Origin of the sequence: Bradyrhizobium sp., from assembly GCF_016213215.1 — a bacterium.
Lineage (GTDB): Bacteria > Pseudomonadota > Alphaproteobacteria > Rhizobiales > Xanthobacteraceae > Bradyrhizobium.
The window spans coordinates 13,467-32,801 of sequence record NZ_JACRAW010000113.1 but is presented as its reverse complement, the minus strand read 5'-3'; the positions used below and the strand labels follow the sequence as shown (position 1 = coordinate 32,801).

19 protein-coding genes and 3 pseudogenes are annotated in these 19,335 nt (G+C 61.9%); 8 read left to right on the top strand and 14 right to left on the bottom strand.

Features of this window, described 5'->3' with window-relative positions; all coding sequences use genetic code 11:
- Positions 1 to 33: 33 nt before the first annotated feature.
- The 4 genes from HY852_RS19570 to HY852_RS19555 all read left to right on the top strand — a co-directional run bounded on the left by HY852_RS19570 (position 34) and on the right by HY852_RS19555 (position 4,640).
- Complete coding sequence (locus tag HY852_RS19570; RefSeq protein ID WP_291606439.1) at positions 34 to 1,203, top strand: substrate-binding protein; 1,170 nt, start codon at positions 34 to 36, stop codon at positions 1,201 to 1,203.
- A 65-nt stretch (positions 1,204 to 1,268) separates the two neighbouring features.
- Positions 1,269 to 2,105, top strand: coding sequence for a branched-chain amino acid ABC transporter permease (locus HY852_RS19565; RefSeq protein ID WP_291606438.1), 837 nt, complete (start codon positions 1,269 to 1,271; stop codon positions 2,103 to 2,105).
- A gap of 46 nt (positions 2,106 to 2,151) precedes the next feature.
- On the top strand, positions 2,152 to 3,942 hold the full coding sequence (locus tag HY852_RS19560) for a branched-chain amino acid ABC transporter ATP-binding protein/permease (protein WP_291606437.1): 1,791 nt from the start codon (positions 2,152 to 2,154) through the stop codon (positions 3,940 to 3,942).
- Entirely contained in the window at positions 3,939 to 4,640 is a 702-nt protein-coding gene (locus tag HY852_RS19555; protein ID WP_291606436.1) for an ABC transporter ATP-binding protein, read from the top strand. The genes HY852_RS19560 and HY852_RS19555 overlap by 4 nt, the downstream gene beginning before the upstream one ends.
- A gap of 553 nt (positions 4,641 to 5,193) precedes the next feature.
- On the opposite strand, the pseudogene HY852_RS19550 reads toward HY852_RS19555, so the two are convergent.
- Both HY852_RS19550 and HY852_RS19545 read right to left on the bottom strand, forming a co-directional pair.
- A pseudogene (locus tag HY852_RS19550) lies at positions 5,194 to 5,332 on the bottom strand (Ku protein); the annotation flags it as partial.
- A 27-nt stretch (positions 5,333 to 5,359) separates the two neighbouring features.
- Positions 5,360 to 6,001 (bottom strand): annotated as a pseudogene (locus HY852_RS19545) (methyl-accepting chemotaxis protein); the annotation flags it as partial.
- A 543-nt stretch (positions 6,002 to 6,544) separates the two neighbouring features.
- Here HY852_RS19545 and HY852_RS19540 point away from each other — a divergent pair.
- Together HY852_RS19540 and tnpB are read left to right on the top strand one after the other, a co-directional pair.
- Complete coding sequence (locus HY852_RS19540; RefSeq protein WP_291606435.1) at positions 6,545 to 6,946, top strand: transposase; 402 nt, start codon at positions 6,545 to 6,547, stop codon at positions 6,944 to 6,946.
- The gene (tnpB, locus tag HY852_RS19535; RefSeq protein ID WP_367116377.1) at positions 6,943 to 7,305 is read left to right on the top strand and encodes an IS66 family insertion sequence element accessory protein TnpB; all 363 of its coding nucleotides are present in this window, start codon (positions 6,943 to 6,945) and stop codon (positions 7,303 to 7,305) included. Before HY852_RS19540 ends, tnpB begins: the two co-directional genes overlap by 4 nt.
- A gap of 212 nt (positions 7,306 to 7,517) precedes the next feature.
- Here tnpB and HY852_RS19530 read toward each other — a convergent pair whose 3' ends face one another.
- A complete protein-coding gene (locus tag HY852_RS19530) occupies positions 7,518 to 7,784 on the bottom strand; it encodes a hypothetical protein (protein ID WP_291606434.1) in 267 nt (88 codons plus the stop codon).
- Positions 7,785 to 7,797: 13 nt separating this feature from the next.
- On the opposite strand from HY852_RS19530, the pseudogene HY852_RS19525 reads away from it, so the two are divergent.
- Both HY852_RS19525 and HY852_RS19520 read left to right on the top strand, forming a co-directional pair.
- Positions 7,798 to 8,132 (top strand): annotated as a pseudogene (locus HY852_RS19525) (NYN domain-containing protein); the annotation flags it as partial.
- A 27-nt stretch (positions 8,133 to 8,159) separates the two neighbouring features.
- Complete coding sequence (locus HY852_RS19520; RefSeq protein ID WP_291606480.1) at positions 8,160 to 9,773, top strand: response regulator; 1,614 nt, start codon at positions 8,160 to 8,162, stop codon at positions 9,771 to 9,773.
- Between the two features lie 119 nt (positions 9,774 to 9,892).
- Here HY852_RS19520 and HY852_RS19515 read toward each other — a convergent pair whose 3' ends face one another.
- Genes HY852_RS19515 through trbB form a run of 11 tightly spaced genes read right to left on the bottom strand, consistent with a single transcriptional unit; the run spans position 9,893 to position 19,272 of the window.
- Complete coding sequence (locus tag HY852_RS19515; protein ID WP_291606433.1) at positions 9,893 to 10,120, bottom strand: DUF2274 domain-containing protein; 228 nt, start codon at positions 10,118 to 10,120, stop codon at positions 9,893 to 9,895.
- A 4-nt stretch (positions 10,121 to 10,124) separates the two neighbouring features.
- On the bottom strand, positions 10,125 to 11,306 hold the full coding sequence (locus tag HY852_RS19510) for a TrbI/VirB10 family protein (protein ID WP_291606479.1): 1,182 nt from the start codon (positions 11,304 to 11,306) through the stop codon (positions 10,125 to 10,127).
- Between the two features lie 11 nt (positions 11,307 to 11,317).
- On the bottom strand, positions 11,318 to 12,292 hold the full coding sequence (gene trbG / locus HY852_RS19505; protein WP_291606432.1) for a P-type conjugative transfer protein TrbG: 975 nt from the start codon (positions 12,290 to 12,292) through the stop codon (positions 11,318 to 11,320).
- Positions 12,289 to 12,972 (bottom strand): conjugal transfer protein TrbF, encoded by a 684-nt coding sequence (gene trbF / locus HY852_RS19500; protein WP_291606431.1) that lies wholly within the window; start codon positions 12,970 to 12,972, stop codon positions 12,289 to 12,291. Before trbF ends, trbG begins: the two co-directional genes overlap by 4 nt.
- Complete coding sequence (gene trbL / locus HY852_RS19495; RefSeq protein WP_291606429.1) at positions 12,972 to 14,204, bottom strand: P-type conjugative transfer protein TrbL; 1,233 nt, start codon at positions 14,202 to 14,204, stop codon at positions 12,972 to 12,974. Before trbL ends, trbF begins: the two co-directional genes overlap by 1 nt.
- Before the next feature lie 3 nt (positions 14,205 to 14,207).
- Positions 14,208 to 14,543 carry a putative entry exclusion protein TrbK-alt gene (trbK-alt, locus tag HY852_RS19490; RefSeq protein ID WP_291606477.1) on the bottom strand — a complete coding sequence of 112 codons (336 nt, stop codon included), beginning with the start codon at positions 14,541 to 14,543 and terminating at the stop codon, positions 14,208 to 14,210.
- A gap of 41 nt (positions 14,544 to 14,584) precedes the next feature.
- Positions 14,585 to 15,319, bottom strand: coding sequence for a P-type conjugative transfer protein TrbJ (gene trbJ, locus HY852_RS19485; protein WP_291606428.1), 735 nt, complete (start codon positions 15,317 to 15,319; stop codon positions 14,585 to 14,587).
- Positions 15,316 to 17,757 carry a conjugal transfer protein TrbE gene (gene trbE / locus HY852_RS19480; RefSeq protein ID WP_291606427.1) on the bottom strand — a complete coding sequence of 814 codons (2,442 nt, stop codon included), beginning with the start codon at positions 17,755 to 17,757 and terminating at the stop codon, positions 15,316 to 15,318. Before trbE ends, trbJ begins: the two co-directional genes overlap by 4 nt.
- Positions 17,758 to 17,765: 8 nt before the next feature.
- The gene (locus tag HY852_RS19475) at positions 17,766 to 18,029 is read right to left on the bottom strand and encodes a VirB3 family type IV secretion system protein (protein WP_291606426.1); all 264 of its coding nucleotides are present in this window, start codon (positions 18,027 to 18,029) and stop codon (positions 17,766 to 17,768) included.
- Positions 18,029 to 18,355, bottom strand: coding sequence for a TrbC/VirB2 family protein (locus HY852_RS19470; protein WP_291606425.1), 327 nt, complete (start codon positions 18,353 to 18,355; stop codon positions 18,029 to 18,031). The genes HY852_RS19475 and HY852_RS19470 overlap by 1 nt, the downstream gene beginning before the upstream one ends.
- Entirely contained in the window at positions 18,355 to 19,272 is a 918-nt protein-coding gene (trbB, locus tag HY852_RS19465; protein WP_291606475.1) for a P-type conjugative transfer ATPase TrbB, read from the bottom strand. The genes HY852_RS19470 and trbB overlap by 1 nt, the downstream gene beginning before the upstream one ends.
- Positions 19,273 to 19,335 lie beyond the last annotated feature (63 nt).

The window sequence follows — 19,335 nt, the reverse complement described above, 5'->3', positions numbered from 1 at the left end:
GAACGTTCCATCAAACCCCAGGAGTATCGAACCATGACGCTCACTCGTTCGCTTTCAACACTGCTTGCCGCCGCCGCTTGTGCGGCCATCCTCGCCGCTCCGGCGCTGGCCGCGGATCCCATCAAGATCGGCGTGCCGGTCGGCCTATCCGGCGCCAACAGTGTCGTCGCGCCCTCCGTGGTGCAGTCGGCCCAGCTCGCCGTCGATGAGATCAATGCCAAGGGTGGGGTGCTCGGCCGCCAACTGGCGCTCGAAGTCGCCGACGATGCCTCCGGCGCGGCCGGCGCGCAGAAGGCGTTCGACAGTCTCATATTCCAGAAGAAGGTCGACGTGCTGATCTCGATGGAAACCAGCGCGGCGCGCAACGCTGGGCTGCCGATCGTGGCGCGGGGCAAGGTGCCTTACATCTACACCTCCTTCTACGAAGGCAAGTCCTGCAGCCCGTTCATGTATGTCAATGCCTGGGTGCCGGAACAGCAGGTGCCGCCGATCGTCGACTATTTTGCCAAAGAAAAGGGCTCCAAGAAGTTCTTCCTGATCGGCTCGGACTACGCGTTTGGCCGCGGCATGCTGGCCTTCACCAGGGCCTATATCGAAAAGACCGGCGGCAAGGTCGTCGGCGAGGAATATCTGCCGATGGACGGCAGCGACTGGACGCCGATCATCTCGAAGCTGAAGAGCGCGGCGCCGGACGCACTGATCACCTCTACCGCCGGCGGGGCGCCGAACGTCACTCTGACCAAACAGCTCCGCGCGGCCGGCGTTGCGCTGCCCTACGGCAATCTCGCGGTCGATGAGGGCACCGCCAAGAGCATGGGGACCGACGCTGAAGGCATCTATCTCTCGGCTTCCTATGTCACCGGCATCGACAGCGCCGCCAACAAGACCTTCCTGGCCGCCATGCAGAAGAAATTCGGTGCCGAATTGAAGACCCCGAACGACCTTTCGGTGCCGGAATATGAAGCCGTCTATGCCTATAAGGCCGCGGCGGAAAAGGCCGGCAGCACCGAGCAAGCCAAGATCCTGAAAGCGCTCGGCGAGGTCTCAGTGGATGGTCCGCGCGGCAAGATTGAAATGTCGAAACAGCATCACGCGCCCTTGACGATGTATCTCGGGCAGGTGCAGGCCGACGGATCGGTGAAGGTCATCAAGAGCTTCCCCAATGTCGATCCGGGCGCGCAGTGCCCGAACCTGAAGTCTTAACGTTCATGGCCGGCGGCGGAGGGAGATGATCTGCTTTCGCCGCCGGCTCAATCTGGTCCGCCCTCATGATCACGCTCGTCCTCGACATCATCACCACCGCCGCGATCCTGTTCATCGTCTCCGCCGGTCTGTTGATCGTGTTCGGCGTGATGAAGATCATCAACTTCGCCCATGCGGCCTTCATCACGATCGGGGCCTATGCCGGGTTGGGGGCCTCCCGCCTCGGGCTGTCGCCGGTGCTGGCTCCCGCTTTAGCCTTCCTTGCCGGCGGGCTGATCGGCGTTGCCGCCGAGCGTGTCGTGGTGCGGCGGCTCTATGGCCGACCGTTGGACGCGATCCTGGCGACCTGGGGACTCAGCATCGTCATCGGCCAATTGGTGACGCTCGCCTTCGGGCGCGAGGTGCAGTTCGTGCCGGCTCCGGTTTCGGGCACCGTGATGATCCTGGGCGAAGACTATTCGAGCTATCGCCTACTGATGGTGCTGGCGGCGATCGTGATCGCCGCCTTGTTCACCGGGCTCCTCAACGGCACACGGCTCGGCCTTTCGACCCGCGCAGTCATCATGAATGAGACATTGGCGCAAGGACTGGGCATCGACAGCACGCGGGTCCGCCTGATCACCTTCGGCATCGGTTGCGGCCTCGCCGCGACTGCCGGCGCCCTGATCACGCCGCTCGCCAGCGTCGATCCCAATATGGGTCTGTCCTGGCTGATCGGCGCCTTCATGCTGGTTATGATTTCAGGCGGCTCATTGCTGACGCTCGGCCTGTCTTGCATCGTGCTCGGCGGTCTGCAGGTGCTGGCTTCCACCTTCATCAGCCCGATCCTCGGCGGGCTGACTATCGCGGTGCTGGCCGCCGTGGCACTGCGACTTAGGCCAGAGGGGTTTGCCCGTGCGTGATCGTGGCTCTGCGTTGAGGTCGATGGCATCGGTTCCGCAGCCGGGCATGCCGAATTGGCTTATCCGGGCCGGGCTTCCTGCCCTGGTGGGGGCGGCGCTGGTTGTCGCCGGCCCTTGGATTCTCGACACGTATATGCTGAACATCCTGGTCCGTGCCCTGTTCGTCGCGATCGCCGCGCTAACAGTCGACGTATTGTGGGGGTTCAGCGGCACGCTCACGTTTGGTCAATCTGCATTTTTCGGCATCGGCGCCTATGCCCTGGCGATCGGTTTCACCCAATTCGGCTTCGGTCCGTGGCAAGCGCTGCTGTCGCTCGCGGCGGCGGTGGGAATGGCCGCCGCGGTGGCAGGCTTTGTCGGCTGGCTGTCGTTCTACCCGGGGTCCACTCCGCTCTATGCTTCCGTGATCTCGCTGGTCCTGCCCATCATTCTGGTACAGATTCTCTATTCCGGCGGTTCGTTCACGGGCTCTTCCAGCGGGCTCGTCGGCTTCGAAAGTTTTGATCTGTCGCTCGAGGGTTGGTTCCGCCTGGCCGGCGCAACGGTCATCGGCGCCCTTGTCGTAGCCTCGGTCGCTCTCTCTAGCGACGCTGGACGTGTGCTCAGCGCGATGCGCGACAATGACGAGCGCTGCACTTATCTCGGGATCGACACCTCGCTGGTGCGCATCGGTCTGACGGTGATCACGGGCGTGGTGGCCGCATTGGCCGGCTTCGGCTACGTCGGTTTCAGCGGCGTCGCCGCGCCGGAGAACGCGGGCTTCGTATTCGGTACCCAGCTCGTGGTCATGGTGGCGCTCGGCGGGCGTGGATCTTTGATCGGCGCGGTGGTGGGCGCCGTGGTGATCGAAGTAGCCAGCGCCTATCTCTCCAGTAGCCTGCCTTTCGTATGGGAATTGATCGTCGGCGTCGCGTTCGTCGTGGTCATCGTCGTGCTGCCCGGTGGCCTGTTCGGCAGTCTGCGGGACGCAGCCACCGCGCTGCGCGGCCGCATCGGCGCGGCGCCGGTGCTGGCTCTTTCGCCGGTCACGCTGGCGACGCTGGAGCGCGCCGCGGTTGCGCCCGACCGGAATGACGTCGTGGTCGAAGCCGACGGCGTCTCCAAGCATTTCGGCAGCCTGTCGGTGCTCTCTGGCGTCTCGTTCACGGCGCGTCAGGGTGAACTGGTCAGCATTGTCGGGCCGAACGGGGCCGGCAAGACGACCTTGATCCGCTGCCTCGCCGACGGCCGCGAGCGCTCAGAAGGAACAGTGCGAATCGCTGGGCACGCGATCGCGCGTCTGGCGCCAGACCGCATCGTGGGCCTCGGCCTGGGGCGCAAGTTCCAGGCGGCGTCTGTGTTCGAAACGTTAAGCGTAGCCGATTGCCTGCGCATAGCGCGCGTCAAGAGCGATCCGCCGTCTTTCGTCGGCGCCTCGCCGCTTCTGGCGCTGCCGGCCGCCGCACGCGCCGTGGTGGAGAGTTCGGGTCTGGCCGAGCGGCTCGGCGAGCAGGCGCGCTTTCTCAGCCACGGCCTGAAACAGGCGCTCGAACTCGCAATGGTGCTGGCGCTCGAGCCGCGTGTGCTGCTGCTGGATGAGCCGACCGCGGGACTGACGCGCACCGAGCGCCAGGTCTTTGCCGGGGTGCTCACGGAGCTGGTAGCGCGCGAACGGCTATGTGTGCTGATCATCGAGCATGATCTGGATTTTGTCCGCCAGATCTCCTCCCGCATCATCCTGTTGCACCGTGGACGCGTCGCGCTTGACGGCCCGGTCGCCGACGTGGTCGACGATCCTCTGATCCGCGAGATCTACACTGGCAACAATCGCCCGCAGCGAGGCGAGGTGATGTCATGATCGCCGCCCTCGAACTCGTCAACTTGACCAGCGGGTATGGCAGCTCGAGCGTTGTGCACGGGGTTTCGCTTGAGATCGCTCCCGGCGAGATCTTCGCTTTGGTCGGAAAGAACGGCATGGGAAAGTCGTCGCTGTTGAAAACGATCCTTTCGTTTCTGCCGGCATGGGACGGCGCGGTCCGCCTCGACGGACGCGATGTGACGCGGCTCGCGCCGTTTCGCAAGCGCGCACTTGGCCTGGCCTATGTTCCGCAGGAACAGGCGCTGTTCCAGGATCTGAGCGTCCGCGACAACCTCCGGCTCGGGCTCAGCGACGACCGCGGCTTCGAGGCAAGCCTCGCCGCCATCAGCGGCTGGTTTCCCGTTCTCACCGCGCGGCTGTCGCAGCGCGCCGGCACCTTGTCGGGAGGCGAACAGAAAATGCTGATCGTGGCGCGCGGACTGATCGCCGAACCGCGTCTGCTGCTCCTCGACGAAGTGACGGAAGGTCTGCAGCCGTCGGTGGTGGACCGGCTCGCCGAAGTATTGGCCGAGACGCGGCGCGATCGCGGCACCGCGATGCTGTTGGTCGAACAGCATCTGTCCTTCGTGTTGGGACTTGCCGATCGCTTTGCTGTGTTCAAACGCGGCGAGGTGGTGGATAGCGGGCGGGTCGATGCCGGCTCCGCAGAGCGGATCGACGAACATATGCGTTTGTGAAGCGCGCCGGGCGCAGGTATCTGCTGGTCACCCGCGCCAGTTCTGCTTCGCTCCTCGTGCTCGTATGGCGGCCGAGTTATATGGTCGCGATCTGCGCATCCGAAATATACGGAAGTCTCAGTTGCATTCTGAATGGCGCGCCAATCAATAGCTTCGCTAAATCGTTCAGAGACGTGCGAAAGCCAAACTCACCAAAGACTCACCAACAAAACGTGGTGTGACATTTCAGTGCTATCGCAAGGTTCGTTCCGGCGCTGCGGAACCAGCGTCCCGAACGCAGTTAGTATCTTCTAAGTTGCTGTTTTTTCTTGCTGTGAAACGCGCTTCCATCACGTTTTGTTCACGGTCGTTTCAATGGGACATCCTCGATCCTTGATGGAACGGTGCATGACCTTACGCCCGCGGTCCAGGGAAGGTGCGGCGGCCCCTTAGGCGCCATTTATACGGCACTATCGATCGGGCTGCGATCGCGCCGGTTCTCTACCGCGCTCTCATCCGCGAACGTCTGCACCGCACCGACAGTCTATTCCTTCGAAGGCGGCAGCCGGGCCAACTTGTCCAGCGGTTCGAGCGCGACGATGTACTCACGGGCGTCAGCACCACGCGCCCGATCGCGACGATGTCCATCTCGCGGATGGTCTCACGGATCATCGCAAAAGGGTCGTGGTCAACTTGCCACCCGGCCGCAGGTAGTTGGCGGTGAACGAGTGGGACATACCTCAGGCCGCGCGCACCGTGTTCAGGAACTTGGCGACTTCGAGCTTCAGCCGATTGCTGTCGCTGGACAGCGAACGCGCGGCCGCCAGCACTTGCGAGGATGCGGATCCGGTCTCGCTCGCCCCGCGCTGCACATCGGTGACGTTCGAGGACACTTGCTGCGTCCCCTGCGCCGCCTGCTGCACATTTCGGGAGATCTCCTGGGTCGCGGCGCCCTGCTCTTCCACGGCCGCAGCGATGGTCGATGCAATCTCGGACAGCTTTTCGATGGTGCCGCTGATCGCCTTGATGGCGTCAACCGATTCGTGCGTCGCCACCTGGATGCCCGATATCTGCTGTCCGATCTCGCCGGTGGCCTTTGACGTCTGCTCGGCCAGCGCCTTCACTTCCGAAGCGACCACCGCAAAGCCCCGGCCGGCTTCTCCGGCCCGCGCGGCTTCGATGGTGGCATTCAGCGCCAGCAGATTGGTCTGCCCGGCGATGCTGTTGATCAGCTCGACCACGTCGCCGATCCGCGTCGCGGCCTTGGACAGTTCGCTGACGCGCTCGGTGGTCGCCCGCGCTTGGCCGACCGCCTCGTTGGCCATGCGAGCCGAGTCCTGGACTTGCCGGCTGATCTCGGTGATCGAGGCCGACAATTCCTCAGCAGGCGATGCGTTCTTCCGAATGGCTGCTTAGACATGATGGGCAGAGCTATTTGCCGGGGCATCTTTCCTGGCAGGTCGCCCTCATCGCACTCGAAACCGGTGACGTCGATGGTGCTCTACGAATGTACAAAGAACGCGTTAGGCCATCAGAAGCCCGCTACGCCGAGGAAACGTCTTTACAGACTCGGCTTTGCTTCTGTGGCGTCTTACACTGGTCGACAAGACGGCAGCGGCGGTCCACTGGAATGAAGCAGCCGAATACGGGAATAAGTTTTTCCCGAGGGTCGGTGCGCACTTTGCCGGTCCCCACTAGGCTCTGATCGAGCCGCAACGCGCAACGAAATCCTGCATTCGAGATTGGCCCAGTTGGAAGCGCTTCAATCAGAGGCTGGCACCAGGTCCGCCCGCAATCGATCTCTGCCGGGGAACCCAAGTATTTGCCGACGGTGACTACGAGAAGGCAATTGACATGCTTGAGCTTGGTATCCGTCCGCTGAAGGCCGCTTTGCCGAGTGAGGCGCGGTGTTGAGAAGTGTGCTGATGGACAGTGATAGGCGCAGTGCCCAAGTCGAACGGCTCGAAGTAGTGGACACAGGCCGCCGACGGCGCTGGTCCGAGGACAAGAAGCTCAAGATCGTCCTGGAGAGCTTGCAGGCGCCGCGCCAGGTCGCGGCGACGGCGCGGCGCTATGGCATTTCGCGCTCATTGCTGCTGCGATGGCGGCGGTCGTTTCGCCCCGAGCCGAAGGAAGCCGCCGATCAAACGGGCTTCGTACCGGCGATGGTGGTCGCGGAAGCGATGCCTGGTGCAGTCCGGTCGGCCGGCGGCGGAGCGATCAAGATCGAGTTTGCCGCCGGAACTCGGATGCGGATCACGGGCACGGTCGACGCGGCTTCGCTGAAGGCCGCGGTCGCGGCGCTGGCAGATGGACGGCCGCGATGATCCCCATTCCGTCGGGCGTGCGGGTGTGGATTGCGACCGGCCACACCGACATGCGCCGCGGCATGAACTCGCTGGCCGTGCTGGTGCAGGAAGTCTTCAAGCGCGACCCGTACGGCGGCGACCTCTATGTGTTCGGTGGCAAGAGCGGCAAGCTGATCAAGATCCTCTGGCCCGATGGGTTGGGCATGTCACTCTACGCCAAGCGGCTGGAGCGCGGTCGTTTCCTCTGGCCGTCATCGACTGATTGGCGTCGTAACGATCAGCCCGGCCCAGCTTGGCTATCTGCTGGAGGGCATCGACTGGCGGATGCCGCAACATACGTGGCGACCGCAGGCGGCTGGCTGATCGCCGGGATTTGAAACCGAACGTGCACCGAGCGTGACCTCGAAGGTGATGTTGCCGCCTGAGCGGCTGATTACCCAACCCGTGTGATATTGGCCAAACTATAGAGGTTCACGGAACTCAACAGTGGCGGATAGGCGCGAGGATTCTGTCTTACTCGTTTGCGCTTAGACCCGAAAGCTTGAGGCAGATCAAAAATCGGCGGCACCCGGGCGATAGATTTCCGCCTTTATAACTCATGCGGGATCAGGAGAGCAGCATGCGTCCGGTCATTTTCAAGTGCCCGACGACCAACCTGAACGTGCAACACTGGCTGCAGGATGATGTTGAGGAAGCGCCTCAGGTCGAGTTTCAATCTTTCACCTGCCCTGCCTGCACCCGCTTGCATTTTATCCATTGGAAGACCGGCAAGCTGCTGGGCGACCGAAGATAGCGTGGAGATGCTCATCACTGAGATCCCCGGATACTGAAAAGCCGTTACATGTGCACCGTTCATAGGAGATTATCCTCTGTCAGACGCTCCCAATAAGATTGCGGTGTTCATCGACGGCGCCAACCTTTACGCCACGGCCAAGACGCTCGGCTTCGACATCGATTACAAGTGCCTTTCGGAAAGACTTTCAGAGCCGCGGAACCCTGCTGCGCGCTTCTATTTCACCGCAATCGTTGAGGATCAGCTGTATTCGTCGATTCGGTCGACTGGCTCGACTAAGATGGCTGTACCGTCGTCATCAAAGCGATCAAGGAATTCATCGACGCGAGCGGCCACGGCAAGGCCAAAGGCAACATGGATTTCGAGCTCGTGGTCAACGTCATGGAACTCGCCGAACACATCGATCAGATCACTACGCGTGGCCGAGAAGAGGTTAAGATGTGGGAAAAGATTAGGCTCTTCTTCGATACTAGCGCATTCTCTCCTCATGGCATCTGCCTGCTCTGGGAACCGGAGCTGCTGACCGTCCACGTGGTTTCGGATGCGGTGATTGCGCTGTCGTATTTTTCAATACCATTTGCACTTGCTTACTTCGTGTACCGACGGCGCGACGTCGAGTTCGGGTGGATCTTTTGGGCATTCGCCCTCTTCATCATGGCGTGCGGCTTCACTCACGCGTTCGCGATCTACACTCTATGGATTCCGGCCTATGGCCTTGAGGGTGTGATCAAGGCCGCAACTGCGATCGCTTCGGTTCTGACCGCGGTACTTATCTGGCCCTTGATACCGAAAGTCTTAGCACTGCCCTCTCCGGGGCAGCTCAGGTTGGCGCACGCGATGCTGGAGGCCGAGTCACGCCAGCGGCGTGAAACGGAGGCTCTTTTTAGTCACACTCAAAAGATGGAGACAATCGGGCAGCTGACCGGAGGCATCGCACATGACTTCAATAATCTCCTGATGGTGATATCCGGAAACCTTGAGATTGCCGACCGCGCGTTAGCGCGTGGGAGCGAGGCTTCGTATGACAGGATCAGAAAAGCAATCGAGAGTGCGCGCCAGGGATCGCAGCGCGCTGCAACACTGACACAGCGCCTTCTCGCCTTTGCCCGCAAACAGCCCTTCGACACGAAAGTGATCAACGTGAATCAAGTTGTCGCTAGCATCGAAGAGTTTATCGTCCGTACGGTGGGCGAATCGATCAAGATGGAAATGGCCCCGGACGCCACTTTGTGGAACACTGAGACCGATCCCCATCAGCTGGAAGCTGCGCTTCTTAACCTCATCGTCAACGCGCGAGATGCCATGCCGTCCGGAGGGCAGCTGACCATCGAAACCGCTAACGTCTATGTCGACCGCCAATTTGCGGGGCAGCACCTGGATCTCACCCCGGGACCTTACGTCGTTATTTCCGTAACAGATACCGGAATGGGCATGGATCAGCCTACAGTCGAGCACGCGTTCGAACCGTTCTTTTCAACCAAAAGCATCGGGCAGGGTACCGGGCTTGGCCTCAGTCAGGTCTATGGATTTGCGAAGCAGTCAGGTGGGGTTGCAACCATAGGCAGCGTGTTGGGCAAGGGCACCTGCGTCAGCATCTATCTGCCGCGTACTGAATTGCCGTTGGATGCGCAGCCGGCCTTTTTGGAAACAGCCCACATTGAAATTGGCAACGGTGAGACAATTCTCGTCGCCGAAGACGACAACGATGTCCGCAATTATATCGTGGAGACACTCAATGAGCTCGGATATACGGTCCTCGAGGCGTGCGATGCCGAGCAAGCCGTAGAGATGTTCGAGGCGCACAGAGGCGCAATCGACTTGCTTCTGACCGACGTAATCATGCCGGGGAAGAACGGTCGCATCTTGAGCGATGAGCTTCGCAGGTCGAATGAGAAGCTGAGGGTCATTTTCATGACGGGTTACTCTCGGGACGTCATTACGCACGATGGCCGTCTGGAGCGAGGTTTGGAGCTGCTGCAGAAGCCTGTCACCCAAAAGGGGCTGGCCGACAAACTGAAGGCGATCCTGGGCAAGAAGACCGAGGGGTCGTAAAACAGGAGCTGGGTCCTAGTTGTTGCACTGTTCACGACGATCTGCACCCACCCGAGTGCAAAGAAAGTTAGAGCGGAGAGTGAGTGTTCAGCTCGAAGTCGTGGTTTAAAGGCGTGTCTCTACTTAACCGTCCGTATTTGCTTGCAGGCTTTCCTAAACACTCGATCAGTACTCATGAATCGGGCCAACATGGGCGCAATGAGCAGAGTTGGATCGACGGGCTGTCCGGCTTCCCGCGTCAGAATCTCCGCATAAGCGATCAGATCGCGGTGCACTCTGGCCGGGAGCTTAACCGTGAACGCCACCGGCTTTTCATCCTCGATGGCGCCGATCTTCAGTTTGGTCATGGAGCTACCCCCGATACCGCTCGAGTACCAGATCTCGATTCACAATCACCCGCACCGCAAATCCCGCCCGGATCGTCAGCGTGGGCTGGATATTGAGATTTCGGCGAACGATTTGCTGGCCGGTCTGATTGAGCGAATTCGCCGCGCCTGATCGAAGCGCCTGGAGAATGGCCGTGTTGGTTCCGCTGTCCGCCCCGGCTCCTACTTCCGACCCGATGCTCAGCAGCGTAGACAGCCCAGCCGCCTTGGCGAGTTCGCCCCAGTGATTGTCAACCTCGTCCTCAAGCCCCGCGTAACCACGAACGTCCGCCCCCGGCTGTCTCTCCAAAACGATCGAACGACCATTCGGCATGATCAGTCGCGTCCAAACCAGGAGGACCCGCGACTGACCGAATGCGACTTGACTGTCGTAGACCCCGATGAGGCGTGCACCCTGCGGAATCAGACGCGCGCGTCCGGTCGGACTATCATAAACGTTCTCGGTCACTTGCGCCGTGATCTGACCTGGCAAGTCGGAACGCAGGCCCGTGATCAAGGCGGCGGGGATGACCGTTCCCGCCTGCACGACGAACGGCGACGCCGGACGCGCCAACCGGTCGGGCGTTGTCGTTCTCCGGTCAACTGAGGCGTTGACGAAGAGCAGCTTACGATCTTGTCCATTTTGGGCGAAGGATTCGTCGGTCGAAGCACCTGGATTCGCTGAGGCCTCCGTGCCCGTGCTCTGGCTCGTAGCGACCGCTCGTGCGTTCATCGGGGCGAACACTTTGCTCGTTCTCGCTGCCTCGCTCTCCTGGTTGACTCGTTGCTGCTCAGCGTCGGCGCCTAGCGGACCGGATTGATTTTCTGCGGCGATGATTGGACGGCCGAGGTCACCCGGCAACGGAGGCCCAAGGCGCGGAACGTCACGTGGAATCCCGGCATAGTCCCGCGGCAACGCTGCGAGACCGTCGGCGATGTTGTGGTGATCGGCACTATGAAGCTCCTCCGGAGTCGGATTGCGCGGATGATTGCCTCGTAGCCCCCACAATGTAACGCCCCCAATAGCTAGCAGGGCAAAGCCGGTGGCGCCTACCAGCACTTTTCGCGAGAGCCGCGTAACGCGCGGGCCCTCGGGATGGAGGCGAAAGGCGCGCTCGGGATCCTCCGAAACTGGTGTATGCGCGCCAGGAGTTGGCGTTTCACCCATCTCGCCGTTGCTCACGCGCCCCTCCCGTTGGTTCTGACAATACGGACCTTTTGCTGGCTTTCCCCACCGAGGCGGAGCTCGGCCGCCGCAAACAGCCGGTCGACGATCAGCACGTTCTTGTAGACGCGATAATTGACGAGTTCGGGCTGGCCGTCGTTTCCGATGACAAACACCGGTGGCATCTCCCCCTGGCCGATTCCCGGCGAAAACTCGATGTAGACCTTGCGGCCGTCGTCGAAAGCATTGACCGGCCGCCACGGCGGACTGTCGCCCTCGATCGCATAGCGGTAGCGACGATGGTCGGGATCCGGGATGACTGGAGTGGGTGGTAAAGCCTTGGCGGGGCCTCTCCGGTCTTCTGGATAGAACCAGGCCACCGAAGGCATGTACGGCTTTTCACGGGAGCGTAGTTCGATCAGGTAAGTGCGCCGGTCCGTGTTCACCACAAGGTTGGTCTGGATTGCCGGGCGAGTCGGCTTGACCATGATATGGACACGCCTGGTATCGGCGCTACCGCTTTCGGTGTCGCCGATGACCCAACGCACCGTATCACCGGCGGCAACGGGACCCGAACCGGTCAGTTGCTCGCCCGGCTCGAGCGCGATGTCGGTGATCTGTCCCGGCGCCGCGTAGACTTGGTAGAGCGCGCCGGGACTATAGGAAAAGACCTGGACCGCATTGAAGTACCCTGCCCGCCGTGGCTCGACCCGCGCGGCATCGTTGGCGGTCTCGATCCTGGCCACTGGTTCTTTTTCTTCCGCGTCGCCCTTCTTGCCACCGTGGGCGGCTCTCCACAGCGGTGGCACGTGCAATGGCCGGGCGTGATCGTCCGCGAGCGCCGGCACGTCGGGGAGCGCCGGCACATCATCGTCATAGCTGATCTGTGGCGGCTTGAACGTGGTGCATCCCGTCAATAGGAACGCGACGAGAAGCGAGATCGCACCTGCGCGTCCAGGAGGCTCAACATTTCTGATCACGGCCGTCATTGGGAAAGCTCCTTGGACCAGCTGATAGCGTTGACGTTGACACCGAGAGGATTTTTGCGCAGGCGGTCAGTATCGCGAGGCGTTTCGATGACGACGGTGAGAATCGCCGTCCACCGTTCGGTCACCGCGAGCTGCCCGTTGTCGTAGCGCCGCTCGGTCCAGGCGATTCGAAAACTCTCCGGTGAGGCGCGGATGACACTGGAGACCTCGACCGAGACCTGCGTTGTGCCGAGCTTCGCAAAGGGATCGTTGGCGCGAGCGTAGTCATTGAGGGCGCTGGCGCCACGGTCGGTCGTAAAATCATAGGCACGCAGCCAGTTCTGGCGCAGCACGATGGCGTCGGCGGGTAGGCCTCGGACGTCCTCGATGAATCGAGCGAGATGGAACGCAACCTGCGGATCGGTCGGCTGATAGAACGGAGTTGCGGGGGCCACCGCCTGAGCCTGGCCGAGACGATCGACCTCAACCACCCAGGGCGTGACCGTTCCTCTGGCGGACTGCCAGACGACAGCCGCGGCGAGCCCACCGGACAGGAATAGGCTGCCGAATGCCATGAGTCGCCAGTTCCTGGCCTGCACGCGAGCTGAGCCGATGCGGTCGTCCCAAACCTGGGCCGCGCGCTGATAAGGCGTGACCGGCTCTGGCGTGCGGCCATAATGAACTGACGGTCGCCGGAACATCACTTATCTCCTTCGGACAGATCAACGGCAGCACCACCACCTGCGTGATCGCCGCTCCGAATGGCGTGGGTCGCTGCGGACGTGCCATGGCTGACGGTTTGCGCGCGCTTCATGCGGCGCGCCCAGGCGGGCGGCGCAGCCGCCCCGTTCGGACCCGATGGAGCGCCTTCTCCTGAATCAGCGCTTTCGCTCCCGCCTGCTTTGGCGCGAAGCGGGCTCGTCACGGCGGAAATGCCGGCCGCAGCGACGCCGCTCATCCCTCCTTGCCGGAAAGCACTTGCCGCACCGCCTGCAATGGAAGCACTTGCACGCAGGCCGCCCGCAATTGCTCCCCGCGCAAGTCCAGCGCCGCCGGCGGCAAGTCCTGCTCCGGCCGCAACCAGGCCCCCGGCCGCGAGACCCGTGCCAATAGCGGCGCCGGCCCCAAGCTGCGGCCCGCCGGAGACGATTCCGTTGGCAATCCCAGGGCCAAAGATCCCAAGGCCCAGCAACGAGAGCGCTCCCAATACCAGCGCCATGGCATTCTCGATGGTCGGCTGATTGCCGCCAAACCCGGCCGTGAACTGGGCAAATAAAGTCGATCCAATGCCGACGATGACGGCCAGGACCAGGACCTTGACGCCTGATGAGATCACGTTGCCGAGCACGCGTTCGGCGGCAAACGCCGTCTTGCCGAACAGGCCAAACGGAATCAGCACAAAGCCCGCGAGCGTCGTCAGCTTGAACTCGATCAAGGTGACGAAGAGTTGGATGGCTAGGATGAAGAACGCCAGCAGCACCACAATCCAGGCAAACAGCAAAACTGTGATCTGGACGAAATTTTCGAGAAAGCTCACATAACCCATCAGCCCGGAAATCGCCTCCAGGATCGGCCGTCCGGCGTCGAGCCCGACCTGAGCGATCCTTCCCGGTCTGAGAAAATCTGCCGCCGAAAGACTGGTCCCGGAGGCCTTGAGGCCCAAGCTCGCAAAGCTCTCGAAGACGATGCGGGCGAGACTGTTCCAGTTCCCAATGAGGTAGGCGAAGACGGCAACAAACAGGGTCTTCTTAACCAAGCGCGCGATGATGTCCTCATCACCGCCCCAGGACCAGAACAGCCCTGCCAGCGTGAGATCGATGGCAGCGAGCGTCGTCGCCAGATAGCCGACCTCGCTTCCCAGCAATCCGAACCCGGAGTCGATGTAGCGGGTGAAGGTTTCCAGGAATTGATCGATGACGCCGGTACCAATCATTGCTTACTCGCTTCGCACTGGAATGGAGGTATGGCCAGACGGCAGACGCGTCTCGTGCTTGGACGAAACAGCCGATGAGGATCCGGGCCTGGACGGCGCAGTATTGGGATCGCTCGGAGATTCTCTGCTATGGCCCAAGAACTGGCGACGCCTGTGAGCCCAGAGGTCGCGGCAATCGCGAAGGGCGTCTTCCTGCTCGTATGTGACGGTGCGGCATTGTTCGAGCTGCGCCGTCATCGGGCCGGGCTTCCGAGCGACCGACGCGGTGGGCTGGGCCTGGTCCTCGTTGCCGCGAAGCCCGATCGCGCACGCGGCGACGACCAGCACCGCGATCGTCATTGCCAGGACGGTCGGAATCCGTTTGAGCTGGTTCGCCATCATCAATGGAACATCTGCACGGTTGTGGGTTGGTAACTCTTTCCTTGGGCCAGGAAACGTCGGAGCTGCTCCCTAGCCTGATCCTGAGCTGCCGTTCGCTGGGCCGACTCCAGATTCTGAGCGCGCCCCTGGACGACAACGGCTGCGACCAAATCGGCAAGCTGTTGCGACTGGAGCGCAAGGAGCTGATTGCCCGCTTGGCTCACCTGCAGGGCACCGGTCGCCCCCTGGCTCGCAGTCACCAGGGCAGACATTTGGGCTCGGTTGGTGTTGAGATTACCGGCGACAGTGGCTTGCAAGCGCATTGCGTCTTGAAGACCTGCAACCGCGTTCTGCCAACGAGTCTGCGCAATACTGACGAGCGCCTGATCCGAAACATTCGCTGACGCTGGAGCGTAGGTAGTCGAAAACGCCCGGTCAATTTGCTGGACGTCGTAGGTTACGCGCTGCGCCTGGGCGAGCAGTTGCTGCGTGCGCTGGATTGACTGCTCGAGCTGCTGCAGCGACGAATACGGCAGGCTCGCCAGATTTTTCGCCTGGTTGATCAACATCTGCGCTTCGTTCTGCAGCGATGTGATCTGGTTGTTGATCTGCTGCAGTTCGCGCGCCGCAGTCAGGACGTTCTGAGTGTAATTATTGGGATCGAACACAACCCATTGTGCTGGAGCCGGTCTGATTGATTGCGCCATCGCGACGACCACTACGCTCGCCACGAGAAGATTGCCGAAGCGTGTCATGAGAGCGCCCCTTCGGTTGCCAGTTGCGGAATCAGATCAATGGCCCAGCCGAGTTCACGGATTTTGAGCCAACCGCTCAGAAAATTGTCGCGCCCGTGCTCGGCCAATACCTGCTCGATTAAAACCTGATCGGCCTTGGAAGACGCAGCCGTGAACGCGAGCGCTACTTCGCCAAGCCCAAGCTCGAACAGGCGGTTTCCGCGGCGCGACTGGCAATAGTAGTCCCGCTTCGGGTTAGCACGGGCGAGAATTTCGATCTGGCGATCATTGAGACCAAAACGACGGTAGATCATCGTGATCTGCGGTTCGATCGCGCGATCGTTGGGCAGCAAGATCCGAGTCGGGCAGCTTTCGACGATCGCTGGCGCAATCGCCGAGCCGTCGATATCGGCAAGCGATTGGGTCGCGAAGACGACGGAAGCGTTCTTCTTGCGCAGCGTTTTCAGCCACTCACGCAGCTTGCCCGCAAAGTCAGCATCATCAAGAGCGAGCCACCCCTCATCGATAATGAGCAGAGACGGCCGGCCGTCGAAGCGATCCTCGATCCGGTGAAACAGATAGGACAGGACGGCCGGCGCAACGGCGGTCCCGATCAATCCATCCGTCTCGAAGACCTGGACAGATGAGGTGCCGAGCCGCTCGGTTTCGGCGTCGAGCAATCGGTCATAGGGCCCACCCAGACAGTAGGGCTGCAGTGCCCGTTTGAGGAAGTTGGATTGAAGGAGAACGGAAAGTCCGGTTAGCGTGCGCTCCTCGACGGGCGCCGAAGCCAATGAAGTCAGAGCCGACCAGACATGATCCTTGGTCTCAGGCGTAACCTCGATCCGTTCACGGGTAAGGATCGAGGCGATCCAATTAGCTGCCCAGCCCCGTTCCGAGACATCGTCGATCCTTGCGAGCGGCTGGAGAGCGATTGGCTCAGACGCATCTCCCGTAATCGCGCCGCCGAGGTCGTGCCAATCGCCGCCCATGGCGATCGCCGCGGCGCGGATCGAGGCGCCAAAGTCGAATGCAAAGATCTGGGAATTCGGGTATCTGCGAAACTGCAGCGCCATGAGCGCCAGGAGAACGGACTTGCCGGCGCCGGTCGGCCCGACGACCAAGGTATGTCCGACGTCCCCGACGTGCAGCGAAAATCGGAATGGGGTCGATCCCTCCGTCTTGCCGAAGAAGAGCGGAGGCGCCTTGAGGTGAGGGTCCCTCACCTCCCCCGCCCACACCGCCGACAGCGGAATCATATGCGCCAGGTTCAAGGTCGAGATGGGCGGCTGGCGGACGTTGGCATAGACATGTCCCGGCAGGCTGCCGAGCCAAGCCTCGACCGCATTGACCGTCTCCATCATGCACGTGAAATCGCGCCCCTGGATGACCTTCTCGACCAACCGCAACTTCTCGTCAGCGACGTGGGCGTCTCTATCCCAGACGGTGACTGTCGCGGTGACGAAGACCTGACCGATCTCATCCGATCCCAATTCCTGCAGGGCCGCATCGGCGTCGTTGGCCTTGTTCTGGGCGTCGGTATCGAGGAGGTGAGAGGCCTCGTTGGTCATCACCTCCTTCAGGATGGCTGCGATCGACTTGCGCTTGGCAAACCACTGGCGCCGGATCTTGGTCAGCAGCTTTGTGGCGTCCAGCTTGTCGAGCGTGATCGCCCGGGTTGACCAGCGGTACGGAAAAGGTAGCCGGTTCAAGTCATCGAGAATCCCAGGCGTGGTCGCGCTCGGGAATCCGACGATGGTCAGAACGCGCAGATGCGCTTCCCCCAGCATCGGTCGCAACCCGCCCGTCAATGGTTGATCCGCGAGCAGCGCGTCGAGATACATCGGAATCTCAGGCACCCGCACCCGGTGTCGCCTGGTCGAGATCGTCGAGTGCAGGTAGGTCAGCGTTGCCTCGTCATCGAGCCAGCCGCATTCGGGCATAAAGCCTTCGATGAGCTGCAAGACCCGATTGGTCCGGTCGATAAAGCCGCTCAGCAGTTCACGCCCGTCCGCGCCAGCAGCACGATTGCCACCTTCGTAGAGCAGTCGTTCGGGCAACGCCGCGCTCTCGGTCGGCGGCAGATACAACAACGTCAGATAATAGCTCGATTCGTAATGAGCCCCTCGCTCCTCGAACTGGGCCCTTCGCTCGGCATCGACGAGCGCGGACGCCGCATCGGGAAACGTGTTCGGAGGATAGGCGCCCGCCGAATGCCGCTGCGCTTCAACAAACACGGCCCAGCCGGACCCAAGACGACGCAGGGCATTGTTCAGGCGACCTGAGGCCGCGACCAGTTCGGCCGGCACCGCGCTGTCGAGATCGGGCCCGCGAAACTTTGCCGTCCGCTGAAACGAGCCGTCCTTGTTCAGGACAATTCCTTCATCGACCAGCGCGGCCCAGGGCAGAAAATCCGCCAAATGCGCGTTCGAACGTCGGTATTCGGCAAGGTTCATCATGAGAGGCTTCACTGGCTGAGGTGAGAAGGAATGCGAAGGTGGCGCCGTACGACCTCGACGAACTCGGGATCGTGCTTGGCGGCCCAGACGGCGACCATGTGGCCGACGAACCAGAGGAGGAGACCAGCCAGCCAGAGGCGCAGGCCGAGGCCGAGTGCTGCCGCCAACGTGCCGTTGACAATGGCGACTGAGCGCGGAGCGCCACCCAACAGAATCGGCTCGGTGAGCGCGCGGTGCACCGGCGCGACGAGCCCTGGCACCTGTTCGCCCATCAGATCATCACTCCGCCGCCGAACGAGAAGAACGCCAGAAAGAAGCTTGATGCGGCGAATGCGATCGACAGGCCGAACACGATCTGGATCAGCCGGCGGAAGCCACCTGAGGTATCGCCGAACGCCAGCGACAGGCCCGTGGTGATGATGATGATGACGGCGATGATCTTGGCGACCGGTCCCTCGACGGACTGCAGAATCTGGTTGAGCGGCTGCTCCCACGGCATGTTGGAGCCGGCAGCCCACGCCGGAGCCGTAATCAGACAGACGGCCGCGCTTGCCACCCTGGAAATTCGGGCCCGTCCGAGCAACGATCGCGAGCTCATCAGTCCTCTCCTATGGCCGAAATGCGGTAATCGCCTGAGGGGCCGAGCCCGGCGACATAGGCGAGCTCAGAAAGGCGGCGATCGACGCCACGGCCACTGAGAACCGCGATAACGTTGATCGTTTCGGCAAGGAGCGCGCGGGGGACCGTGATGACCGCTTCCTGAATGAGCTGCTCGAGCCGACGCAAGGCACCGAGCGCGGTCCCGGCGTGGATGGTGCCGATCCCGCCAGGATGACCCGTGCCCCAGGCTTTGAGCAGATCGAGGGCTTCGGCCCCGCGTACCTCACCGATCGGGATCCGATCCGGCCGCAGGCGCAGCGACGAACGGACAAGGTCCGACAGTGAGACCACGCCATCCTTGGTGCGCAACGCTACGAGATTTGGCGCCTTGCACTGCAGCTCCCTTGTATCTTCGATGAGAACGACCCGATCGCCGGTTTTGGCGACTTCTGCCAGCAGCGCGTTCGTCAACGTCGTCTTGCCGGTCGAGGTACCTCCAGCCACCAAAATGTTCTTGCGAGCGGCAACTGCACCTCGCAGCGTGTATGCCTGACCCGATGTCATGGTTCCCGCAGCGACATAGTCTTCAAGGGTGAACACGGCGACCGCTGGTTTGCGGATGGCGAAGGCTGGCGCTGCAACGACCGGCGGCAGCAAACCTTCGAAACGCTCTCCAGTCTCAGGCAGCTCGGCCGAGACGCGTGGAGCTGCGGCGTGAACTTCGCTACCGACGTGATGGGCAACCAATCGGATGATCCGTTCCCCATCGGCAGCGGACAGACGTTCTCCGGTGTCGTCGAGGCCCCGCGCCAGGCGATCGATCCACAACCTGCCGTCGGGGTTGAGCATCACCTCGACAATGGATGGATCCTCCAGAAAGCGCGCGATAGCAGGACCAAGGGCGGTGCGCAGCATGCGCGAGGTGCGCGAGGTCGCCTCTGACGGAAAGGAATGGACTGCCACTGCTGCCCCCACGAT